Raw genomic sequence first — 10,264 nt, 5'->3', positions numbered from 1 at the left:
GGGCCCGCGCCGAGCGCGCGGCGGCCGGCGCGCCGCACGCCGACCTGGTCGCCTCGGCGGTGGCCGCCACCTTCACCGGGATCCTCGCCGACTGGCTGCACGACAGCGTCCCGGGCTCCCCGGCCGAGCTGGCGGACCACCTCTGGCCGCTGCTGCTGGCCCTGCACCGCGCGGGCTCCCGGTCCCCCGCAGGGGTCTCCGCGGCCGCCCCGTGACGGCCATGAGCCCCGCCGGACGGACCGGCGGGGCTCATGTCACGGGCTGGGCTCGTGAAGTGGCGTCACAGTGGCTTCACCGAAGCGGGACCACGTTTTCCGCCTGCGGACCCTTGGGGCCCTGAGTGACGTCGAACTCGACCGACGCGCCTTCCGCCAGCTCCTTGAAGCCGGTGGTCTGGATGGCGGAGAAGTGCACGAACACGTCGGGGCCGCCGTCGTCCTGCTGGATGAAGCCGAACCCCTTCTCCGAGTTGAACCACTTCACGGTGCCTGTTGCCATCAGTACTGATCCTTCTCAACGTTCCACGCGGGCCGCACGTGCGGTGCAGCCGGTTCCATCCTGCCCGCACGTCACACCGAGCACACCTCAGGCGCGGCCGATCGGGGCTGCCTCGAACTCCTGACCGGCCAATTCGGCGGGTCGGGGCCGGCGGGCCGCCGCCGCCCGGCGCGGCCCGCCCACCCGGCAGCCCAGACAGTCCGCGTGGCCGGTCAGCGCGGCGGCGTCCCTGGTGCGCCAGTCCCAGTCGGCGCGGGGGCGGGGGCCGCTGGGCTTGCCCCAGCCGGCGAGGTGCAGGACCCAGGTGACGGCTCCGGCCACCGCGACGAGGCCGAGGCCGAGCCAGATGCCGGGGGCCCAGGCCGCGCACAGGGCGGCCCCGGCTCCGGTACAGCCCAGCAGGGCCAGGGCGGTGCCGGTCCAGCCGGCGACCGTGTGGCCCATGTCGACGTCTCCGTGCGCGCTCATGATTCCCTCCGGACGTACGGGCGGCAGTAGGCTCGAAAGGCGAGATGCCTTAGTGAACAAGATAAGCATCTCACGAGCTAAGTTACTTAGACACTAAGGAGTATGTGCGTGCAGGGCAAGTCCCGCCCCCCGGCCACGGCCCAGGAGGCGCTGTCGCGCATGGACCGGTACGTCGCGCTGGGCCTCATCGGCCAGCAGGAAGTCGCGCAGCTGCTGGGGCTGAACGTCACCGACCTGACCTGCCTGGGCCACATCCTGGGCGCCGGGGACTCCCCGCTGGGCGCCGGTGACCTCGCGGAGCTGACGAACCTGACCACCGGTGCCGTGACCGGGGTGCTCAACCGCCTGGAGCGGGCCGGATACGCCCGCCGGCAGCCGGACCCCGCGGACCGGCGCCGGGTGCGCGTCGTGGCCGATCCGGCGGCCGCCGCGCGCGTCTTCGCCGTGTACGAGCCCTTCTACGCCCGCCTCGGCGCGGTGTTCGCGCAGTACTCCCCCGACGAGGTCGCCGTGATCGCCGACTGGTTCGCGCGGGCGACGGTCGAGATGACCGCCCATCTCGCCGAGGTGCGGTCCGGGAAGCTCGGCCCCGTCACCCCTTAGCCCCGATGGTAAAATCACCCTTTTCACGTCTCACGGAAGGTTCTGCATGAAGAACCCGTCGGTTCACGGGCGCTTCGGCATCAAGGCCGGAGCCAAGGCAGGCCCCAAGGGCGGTGCGAAGTCGGGCGGCAAGACCCCCCGGACGGCTCCCCTGCGGGGCGAGTTCGCGATACCCAGGACGGTCGAGCCGGCGCTGCCGCCGGTGGAGGCCTTCTCCGAGCTCGACCTGCCCCGTGAGCTGGTGAAGACGATGACCGACCTGGGGGTGACGCAGCCGTTCCCGATCCAGGCGGCGACGCTCCCCAACTCCCTGGCCGGCCGGGACATCCTCGGCCGCGGCCGGACCGGCTCCGGCAAGACCCTGGCCTTCGGCCTGGCCCTGCTGGCGCGCACCGCCGGCCTCAAGGCCGACCCGAAGCGCCCGCTCGCCCTGGTCCTCGTGCCGACGCGCGAGCTGGCGCAGCAGGTGACCGAGGCGCTGACTCCGTACGCCCAGGCCCTGGACCTGCGGATGGCCACCGTGGTCGGCGGGCTGTCGATCGGCAGGCAGGTGGGCGCGCTGCGCACCGGCGCCGAGGTCGTCGTGGCCACCCCCGGGCGCCTGAGCGACCTGATCGGGCGGCGCGACGTCCACCTGGAACGGGTGAAGATCACCGTCCTCGACGAGGCCGACCAGATGTGCGACATGGGCTTCATGCCGCAGGTCACCGAGATCCTGGACCAGGTGCACCACGCCGGGCAGCGGATGCTGTTCTCGGCCACCCTGGACCGCAATGTGGACCAGCTCGTGCGCAGCTACCTGAAGGACCCGGTCTCCCACACCGTGGACCCGTCGGCGGCCTCGGTGAGCACGATGGACCACCACGTGCTGCACATCCACTCGGCGGACAAGTACTCGGCCGCCACCGAGATCGCGGCGCGCGAGGGCCGGGTGCTGATGTTCCTGGACACCAAGCACGGCGTGGACCAGTTCGTGAAGCACCTGCGGGCCATGGGCGTACGGGCGGAGGGGCTGCACAGCGGCAAGTCGCAGCCGCAGCGCACGCGCACGCTCGCGCAGTTCAAGACCGGGGCCGTGGCGGTCCTCGTCGCGACGAACGTCGCCGCGCGCGGCATCCACATCGACGACCTGGACCTCGTCGTGAACGTGGACCCGCCGGCCGACCACAAGGACTACCTGCACCGGGGCGGCCGTACCGCCCGCGCGGGCGAGTCCGGCAAGGTCGTCACCCTGGTCACCCCGAACCAGCGCCGGGACATGGTCCGGCTGATGGCCGAGGCCAAGATCCGGCCGACCATCACCCAGGTCCGCTCCGGCGAGGCCGCGCTGAGCCGGATCACCGGGGCCAAGGCCCCGTCCGGGGTGCCGCTGGCGGGCGCCGAGCCGACGGACGCCAAGGGCCGCCCCTCGGGCACGGACCTCGGCTTCCGCGGGATCGGCACGCGTCCGGGCCGGCCGGGGGCGGGCAAGGAATCCCGCAAGACCTCGGAGGCGCGCAAGCTGGCCGAGGCGCGGCGCGCGGCCCGGGTCCGCAAGGGCGGCTGACGTCACCGCCCGGTGCCACCTCGACGTGTACGGTGCCGGCCCCCGACGCGGGGACCGGCACCGTATGCGTGTCCGGCGCGTGTCCGGCGTACGCGTGTCCGCGGGCGGGCCGCGTCGCGGTCAGCCGCGGCGGCGGCGCCGCCAGGCCACGATCGCGCGGGTGACCACCGGCGGGAGCAGGTCCTTGGCCAGCCTGCGCCAGGCGGTCCCGGCCCGCGGGCGGGGTCCGGGCTGGTGCCCCGGCGGCGGCACGGGCGCCGCGACGGGCTCGGGCGCCGGACGCAGCGGCTTCGGCGGCTCCGGCGGTACGGACCCCTCGTCACCGATGCGGACCAGCGACTGGCCCGCCACCAGGTCGACTCCGTGCCACAGGTCCTCGCGGCCCTCCAGCCAGGTGAGCAGCTCCGCCTGGTACGGCGCCGCATCGTCCCAGGTCGCGTACAGCTTCGAGGCCGAGACGCAGATGAGGTGCAGCTCGCCGGTGGCCACCGCGGCCCAGACCGCGGCGGCGACGCCGGGGCAGTGCTCGGAGCGGTAGTCGTCGAAGACGACGACGGCGCCCGGGGCCGCCACGACGCGCGAGGAGGCTATGTCCTGGACGACGTGCTCGTAGAGGTGTGAGGCGTCGATGTGGATGAACCGGCAGCTGGCCGGGCGCACCCGGTCGGCGACGACGAAGGTCGGCGCCTGGATGATCGTGGGGAGCTCCTCACGGAAGGCCAGGTAGTTGGTCTCGAAGCCGCGGCGGGTCAGCGTGGGGTACGAGTCCTGCATCTCGGCGAGATTGGAGTCGTCCGGCGCGGGCGAGTCGAAGAGGTCACAGACCGTGAACTCCTCGCCCTCCCCCAGGTACCCCCCGAGGAAGATCGCGCTCTTCCCCATGAACGCGCCGAGCTCGAGAAGATCTCCCGGCTTCTCCTCCGCGCCCCTGCGGCGGGTCAGGAACCAGTCGAAGAGCACCTGGTCATAGCCCGAGAACCAACCGTTGACCTGGTCGTAAGCGGTGGGTGCGGGCGGGGCCGGCTCGCCGTCGGGGGTGGTGACGGGAGCTTGGGAAACGTGCGACACGGAGAGCAGCCTCCAGTGGAACGGCATCGGAATCAACGCTGATACCCGGCCAGGTAGGCAGACCTTAAACCCCCGAACGCCCGTGTGACGAGACTCTTGTGCGGAGCGGATAGAACCGCTGCCGCCGATTTCCCGTCTTGCTCCTTATCGGCCCTTTCTTCCGGCGGACTCAGCCCGTGACGTTCCGGCGCCGCAGGCGCGCGGCGGCGGCGCTGCGCACGCGGTGGGTTCGGGCCGTGGCGGCGAGCTGGTCGAGGGCCTCGTACGAGCTCAGCGACTGGGCGGCGGTGCGCTGGCACCAGTCGGAGGCGGCGGTGAGCTCGGCCGGGGACCACGGCTCTCCGTCGGCGATGGCCTTGAGCAGGGTCCATTCGCGCAGCCGGCGGGCCGGGAAGGCACGGGCGCCGATCGCGGTGCCCATGGCGCGGGCCCAGCCGGGGAAGCGCGCGTCGGCCAGCAGTTGGGCGGCGCGGCGGTCGAGGTGGGTGACCACCGCGCTCTCGGCCATCACCGGGTCGCGGTCGCGCAGTACGGCGGCCACGGCCTCGGCCTCGCCCGCCCCGAGGGCCGCGGCGGCCAGGGCCTCGAGGTGGCGGGCGTAGCGCCAGTGCTCGGGCACGGTGGCCGTGGCCTCGGCCCGTATGTGGTTCTCGCTTCTCCCCATGCACCCATTCCACACGACCCCGGTGGACCCCCGACGCCCAGGGGTGCCTCAGCCCGGGGGCGCCAGCAGCAGTGCCTCCGAACCGACCGGACGGAACCCGGCGGCCTGGAAGGCCCGGATGCTGCGGGCATTGCCCGCGGCCTGCTGGGACCAGACCGGCTCCCCGTCGGGGACGAGGTGGCGGGCCGCGCGGGCCAGGTCGCGGCCCAGGCCACGGTGGCGGACCTCCTCGTCCACCTCGATCGCCGTCTCCCAGCGGCCCGCGACACCGCGGCCGAGTACGAGCACTCCGCCGTCCGCGGCCCAGACCCGTACGTCGTCGCGGCGGCGCAGGGCCCGCCGCACCCGGGGGTGGTCGGGGTCGTCGACCTCGCGCAGCTCCAGCGGCGGGCCGCCGGGCAGCGGTCCGGCGACGGTGAGCAGGTCGACGGTGTCGGTGGTGCGGCCGGTGCGGTCCAGCAGGGCGGCGAGGAACCGGGGGTGCATGGTCGCGGCGAGGGCGTCGCACGCGAGGGCGGCGAGGGCGGAGCGCACCCACCGCGGGTCCTCGTCGGTGAAGACGACGGAGTGCGCGGTGAAGGCGATGACGCCCGCGTCACGCGGACTCGGCTGGGGCACCACCGTCGTCCCGCCGTCGGCCGGCGGGAACTGCCCGGCGGCCGCCGCGGCCAGGATCTCCCCGAGCGCGTCGGGCGTGCGTCCCATGCCCGTCAGACCTGCTCGAAGTGGAAGGACTTGATGAAGCAGTCCCGGGGCTGGCCGACGGCGAAGAAGACGCAGTCCACCAGCGACTGGGCGGTCAGCGGGTCCTTCGCCGTGCGCGGGGCGCCCTCCCATTCCGGGGACAGCGGGTCGTGGTTGTCGAAGTCCGGTGGGTAGAGGGAGATGACGCGGACTCCGTGTTGGCGCAGCCGGCGGGAGAGGATCTCGGTGAAACCTGCCTGGGCGGATTTGGCGGCGTAGAAGGCGTCGTGCGCGTCGGAGCGGTGGTGGCCGCTCTCACCGCAGGCGGAGACCATCGTCACGATGTCGGGCTTGTCGGAGTTCAGGAGCAGCGGGAGGAAGGCCTTGGCGACGAGGACGGTGCCGGTGGCGCCGGAGGCGAGGGTGTCGACGACGTCCTCGTCGGAGGCGGAGAGCAGGTCCGGACCGTGCTGGTAGCGGGAGCCGTTGTTGAGGAGCACGTCGACGCGGTCGGTGCGGGCGGCCACCGCGGCCGCGAACTCCCGTACGGAGGCGGGGTCCGCGAGGTCGCAGGCGTACGCGTGGACCCGGTCGGCCCCGTGGCCCTGCGCGAGGATCTCGTCGCGGACGCGTGCGGCCGCTTCGAGGCTGCGCGCGCAGAGGTGGACCTCCGCGCCCCGGGCGGCGAACCGAAGGGCGAGGGTCCGCCCGAAGTCCCGCCCGCCGGCGGTGATGACGACGCGGTGGTGTTCAAGCCCCATGGCTACGCTCCGGATTCCGTGGTCGGCACACGCACATGATCGCAGCCGGGCCGTGCGCCCGTTCGGCGGGGCGGCGTGCTCGAACCGGGGGCACGGCCCGGCTCCTGCCCGGTCAGCGGCCGGAGCCCTCCTCCGGGAGTTCGGTGAGGGGGGTGCGCGGCGGGGGCGGGATGCGCAGGCGGGTGCGGGCCTCGTGGACCGCGGCGAGTTCGGCATGGCCGGCCGGGCCCCAGTCCGCGAGCTCGCGGACCTGCTCCGGGGTGGCCAGCAGGCGCGCGTACGCCGGGTCCGCGGCCGGGGCCGGTGAGGGCAGGCGGCCCGCCGTCCGGGGATGGGCCGCCCCGTCGGCGTGGCGGTAGCCGAGCGGGGCGGAGTCCGCCGTCGGGGGCGGGAGGCGTACGGCGCCGGTGGCGCGGGAGACCAGGAGCAGGACCCGGCCGTCGGGCGCGAACAGCCAGGCCGAGGGCTCCCGTACGGGCGGGCCCGCCGGTACCGGGCCGGGGTGCCAGGTGCCGTGGAGCGGGGTGCGGCGGGCACGCAGGACCCCGAGCCGGTCCAGGGCGGTCGGCAGGGTGGGGCGGCCGTCCTCCAGCAGGGCCGGACCGCCGCCGTTGATGCGGGCGCGCAGCGCCGACAGGGCGCGGCGGGCGTCGCCGGGGTCCATCAGGGCGGGCAGGTCGGCCGGTTCGGCGAAGTGGATGCCGGTGACCTCCTGCGCCGGGAGGCAGATCTCGTCGATCCGGTCCGGGGTCCACGTGCCGCCGTCGTACACGTGCAGGATCTCCCCCGGAAAGCCCATCTCGGGCGGGATGCCGGGGGTGTCGGCCGGGATCCAGTCCACCGCGAGTCCGCGCGGGTAGCGGCCGTCCACGCCGAGCTCCTCCCGTACTTCCCGGGCCGCGGCGGCGGCCGGGGCCTCTCCCGCGTCCACGGCGCCGCCGGGCAGCAGCCGGTCGGGGCGGTAGTCGACGCTCTGCACGAGGACCCGGCCGTCGGTGTCGGTGACCAGGACGACGGCTCCGGTCCAGAGCGCGGCCCGCGAAGCCCCGTACTCCTGCGGGGTCATCCACGTACCCGGCCCGCCGCCCTCGTCTTCGGTCAAGGCCTCGTCGGTCAGCTGCGGCATCGGCACTCCGTTCACCGTGGTGGGACCCTCGGCCTGTGCAACAGCCCTGACGGCCCGGGGGTTACGCCGTCGAAGCACTCCGATCACTGACCGCCGCTTTGCCACCCCTATACCTCTTTATTACCTTGTTACCTCCTCGTTGGTACGTTCGTCGCGCGGACTGGCGGCTTGAAAACCGCCGGTCCGACCACGTCACCGGGCCCGCCCCGAACCCGTCCCGGGACCTGCCCCGGGCCCCACCGGACCATCGAGGAGAGGCAGAAGGATGCGACGCGGTTCCCGTACGGCCACGGGTGTGGGCGGGGCCGACAGGGCCGCCCCCGCCCGGCGGTGGAGCGCGCCCGCCGTCGCGGGCGCGGCCGGCGGAGCCGCGGCCCTCGGCTTCGGCGGGCTGTACGCCGCCGGTCCGCTCCCGGCCGGAGAGGAGATCGCGTCCGTCACCAAGGTCCGTGGAATCGGCATCGGCGGGCTCAGCCGGACCGAAGCCGGCCGGCGCCTGGACGCGGAGCTCGGCCCGGCCACCGCGGCCCCGCTCGGGCTGCGCATCGGCGAGCGCACCGAGCGGGCCGAACCGGCCGCTCTCGGGCTGTCGTTGGACACCGCCGTCACGGTCGGCCGGGCCGCCCGCTCCGGCTCGGACCCGGTCAGCGTGATCGGCCGGCTCCCCTCCTTCGGCGACCCCGACGCCCGCCCGGTGGTCCGCCTCGACGAGAAGACGGCCCGTTCCGCCCTCGACGGCATCGGCGGGAGGACCGGGCAGGAGGTCAGCGAAGGCACCGTCACCTTCGAGAAGGGCAAGGTCAAGCCGGTGCCCCCGGTCACCCGCCCGGTCGAGGCGAAGCGCCGGCCCGACGGCTCGCGCCGGGTCACCGTCGCCGAGGAGGTACGCGCGGCCCCCCGGACGCATGTCAAGCAGCCGGCCACCCGTACCGACACCGGGCCCGAGTACGAACCTCAGTCCCCGCTGGAAGGGTTCGACGTCGCCGTCGACCGCGTGTTCGTGCAGGGCGGCCAGGAGGTCGAGCGGGAGATGATGAAGACCCGGTACACGCCGCGCGACAGCGTCACCTGCGGATGACGGGGACGCGGACCGCGGGAACCGGGCTCTGGGCGGGCGGCGGCGGGAGGCTCGCCGCCGTCGATGCCGTCCGCGGGCTGGCCGTCCTCGGGATGTTCGCCGTGCATGTCGGCCCGGGCCCGCGACCGGAGGGCGCCGGATACCTGATCGTCGCGGCCGACGGACGGGCACCGGCGCTGTTCACCCTCCTCGCCGGGTTCTCGCTGGCCCTCGCGCAGCGCGGGCGCGCCCCCGCCGAGCAGCCGGACGGCTGGGCACGGCGCTACCGCCCGCTGGTGATCCGCTGCGCGATCCTGGCCGGGCTGGGCCTGCTGCTGGCCGCCCTCTGGCCGGGGATCCTGGTCATCCTGGCCTTCTTCGCCGTCTACTTCCTCGCCGCCGAGCCCTTCACCCGGCTGTCCACCCGGGTGCTCACCGCCGTCGCCGGGGTCTCCGTGGCGGCGGGCCCGCTGCTCTCCTTCCTGCTCGGCCCGGTGTTCGGGTACGAGGCCTCCGGGCGCGGCGCGGTCCCCGAACTCACCGCCCTGACCGGCTGGGAGGGGCTGGCCCGGGGGCTCTGCGAGCTGCTGCTCACCGGCGCCTATCCGCTGGCCACCTACTTCCCCTACGTCCTGGTCGGGCTTGCCCTCGGCCGGCTGTGCGATCTGCGCGAACGTCGGGCGGCCCGGCGGATGGCGGTCTGGGGCGCGGCCGCTGCGGCCGCGGGCTACGGCACCGCCTGGGTGGGCGCCCATGTGCTCGGCGGCCGGGAACGGCTGCTCGACGTGATCGCGGCCCGCCATCCGGAGGCCCTGGGGACGGCCGATCCCGTACGGGAGGTCCTGCGGGGGCAGTTCGGCGCCGTGCCGAGCACCTCGTGGGAGTGGCTGCTGGTGGCGGACCCGTACAGCCAGACGCCGCTGGAGACCGTCGGCAATGCGGGGGTGGGCTGCGCCCTCATCGGGCTCTTCGTGCTCGCCGCGCGCGGCCGGGCCGGAGCGCGGCTGCAGCGGCCGCTGGCCGCGCTCGGGGCGATGGCCCTCAGCGCGTACGTCCTGCACGCCCTGGTCCTGGCCGGACCGGCCCACGGAGCCGCGTCCTGGGGTGCGCTGGCCGGCTTCGCCGGTGTGGCACTGGCAGTGGCCTGGGCCTGGCAACTCCACTGGGCGGACAGCCCGCTGCGCCGTGGCCCCCTGGAACACCTCCTCCGCCTGGCCACCCGCGGCCGCCGGGCCGCGTGACCCGCGTGCGCCGCGTGCCGTCACCCGTGTGTGTGACGGTGCGTAGGTGGGAGCGGCCGGCGTACGGCAGGGTGGGCGGATGCAGTTGCGCCGGGTGGTTCTGCCCCTGCCCCTGATCCTCGCCGCGGTGGCGCTGACCTCCGGCTGCGTGACCGTACGGCCGGACCGGCCCGCGGAGGTGGCCCGTACGACTCCGGCCGCGGACCGGACGGCGGGCCCGGTGGCGGTGGTAGAGGCCCTGCCGTTGGGGCGGCTCCCGGCGTCGGAAACCCCGTCGGCCCCTGCGCCGGAGCGGCCGGCGCCGGCCGCGGCGCAGGCCGCGCAGGACCGGCCCCGGGCCGGCGATCGCGCGCCGGCCCGGCCGGTGCGGCCCCTACGCCCCGCCCCGGCGCCGAAGCCCCGCAAGCGCCCGCCCGCACAGTCGAAACCCCGGCCCGGGCCACCGCGCACGTACGACATGGCACCCCTGTGCGAGGCGGCCAGGGGCACGGTCTCCCCGTCCATCGTCGCCCTGTGCCGCTAGGGGGTGTCTCGGGGGTGCCCGGGCG

The 10,264-nt window shown here is 74.8% G+C and carries 12 protein-coding genes and 1 pseudogene; 6 read left to right on the top strand and 7 right to left on the bottom strand.

Translation table 11 applies throughout. The annotated features are described in order from the left end of the window. A pseudogene (locus K7B10_RS34655) lies at positions 1-215 on the top strand (hypothetical protein); the annotation flags it as partial. Between the two features lie 76 nt (positions 216-291). Here the strand turns inward: K7B10_RS34655 and K7B10_RS34650 are convergent. Further along, entirely contained in the window at positions 292-498 is a 207-nt protein-coding gene (locus K7B10_RS34650; protein WP_030864884.1) for a cold-shock protein, read from the bottom strand. 87 nt (positions 499-585) lie between these two features. Next, complete coding sequence (locus tag K7B10_RS34645) at positions 586-966, bottom strand: HGxxPAAW family protein (RefSeq protein ID WP_229342803.1); 381 nt, start codon at positions 964-966, stop codon at positions 586-588. Positions 967-1,074: 108 nt separating this feature from the next. On the opposite strand from K7B10_RS34645, the gene K7B10_RS41025 reads away from it, so the two are divergent. Together K7B10_RS41025 and K7B10_RS34630 are read left to right on the top strand one after the other, a co-directional pair. Then, a complete protein-coding gene (locus K7B10_RS41025; RefSeq protein WP_308284661.1) occupies positions 1,075-1,569 on the top strand; it encodes a MarR family winged helix-turn-helix transcriptional regulator in 495 nt (164 codons plus the stop codon). Positions 1,570-1,615: 46 nt separating this feature from the next. Then, positions 1,616-3,115, top strand: a complete 1,500-nt coding sequence (locus tag K7B10_RS34630) for a DEAD/DEAH box helicase (protein WP_229342802.1) — start codon at positions 1,616-1,618, stop codon at positions 3,113-3,115. A gap of 120 nt (positions 3,116-3,235) precedes the next feature. Here K7B10_RS34630 and K7B10_RS34625 read toward each other — a convergent pair whose 3' ends face one another. The 5 genes from K7B10_RS34625 to K7B10_RS34605 all read right to left on the bottom strand — a co-directional run bounded on the left by K7B10_RS34625 (position 3,236) and on the right by K7B10_RS34605 (position 7,418). After that, a complete protein-coding gene (locus K7B10_RS34625; protein WP_229342801.1) occupies positions 3,236-4,183 on the bottom strand; it encodes a class I SAM-dependent methyltransferase in 948 nt (315 codons plus the stop codon). A 169-nt stretch (positions 4,184-4,352) separates the two neighbouring features. Next, the gene (locus K7B10_RS41020; protein ID WP_267501532.1) at positions 4,353-4,847 is read right to left on the bottom strand and encodes a hypothetical protein; all 495 of its coding nucleotides are present in this window, start codon (positions 4,845-4,847) and stop codon (positions 4,353-4,355) included. A 48-nt stretch (positions 4,848-4,895) separates the two neighbouring features. Then, on the bottom strand, positions 4,896-5,552 hold the full coding sequence (locus K7B10_RS34615) for a GNAT family N-acetyltransferase (protein ID WP_229342800.1): 657 nt from the start codon (positions 5,550-5,552) through the stop codon (positions 4,896-4,898). Between the two features lie 5 nt (positions 5,553-5,557). Beyond that, the gene (locus K7B10_RS34610; RefSeq protein WP_229342799.1) at positions 5,558-6,292 is read right to left on the bottom strand and encodes an SDR family oxidoreductase; all 735 of its coding nucleotides are present in this window, start codon (positions 6,290-6,292) and stop codon (positions 5,558-5,560) included. Positions 6,293-6,404: 112 nt separating this feature from the next. After that, the gene (locus K7B10_RS34605) at positions 6,405-7,418 is read right to left on the bottom strand and encodes an NUDIX domain-containing protein (protein ID WP_229342798.1); all 1,014 of its coding nucleotides are present in this window, start codon (positions 7,416-7,418) and stop codon (positions 6,405-6,407) included. A 265-nt stretch (positions 7,419-7,683) separates the two neighbouring features. Here K7B10_RS34605 and K7B10_RS34600 point away from each other — a divergent pair, with 265 nt between their 5' ends. The 3 genes from K7B10_RS34600 (at position 7,684) to K7B10_RS41015 (ending at position 10,239) form a co-directional block, all read left to right on the top strand. Further along, positions 7,684-8,496, top strand: coding sequence for a hypothetical protein (locus K7B10_RS34600; protein ID WP_229342797.1), 813 nt, complete (start codon positions 7,684-7,686; stop codon positions 8,494-8,496). Then, complete coding sequence (locus tag K7B10_RS34595) at positions 8,493-9,716, top strand: DUF418 domain-containing protein (RefSeq protein ID WP_229342796.1); 1,224 nt, start codon at positions 8,493-8,495, stop codon at positions 9,714-9,716. The genes K7B10_RS34600 and K7B10_RS34595 overlap by 4 nt, the downstream gene beginning before the upstream one ends. Before the next feature lie 79 nt (positions 9,717-9,795). Next, on the top strand, positions 9,796-10,239 hold the full coding sequence (locus tag K7B10_RS41015) for a hypothetical protein (RefSeq protein ID WP_267501531.1): 444 nt from the start codon (positions 9,796-9,798) through the stop codon (positions 10,237-10,239). Positions 10,240-10,264: the final 25 nt, after the last annotated feature.

It is taken from the genome of Streptomyces flavotricini (genome assembly GCF_020639365.1).
GTDB lineage: Bacteria > Actinomycetota > Actinomycetes > Streptomycetales > Streptomycetaceae > Streptomyces > Streptomyces flavotricini.
The sequence above is the reverse complement of the archived record's forward strand: the minus strand, read 5'-3'. Positions and strand labels throughout refer to the sequence as shown.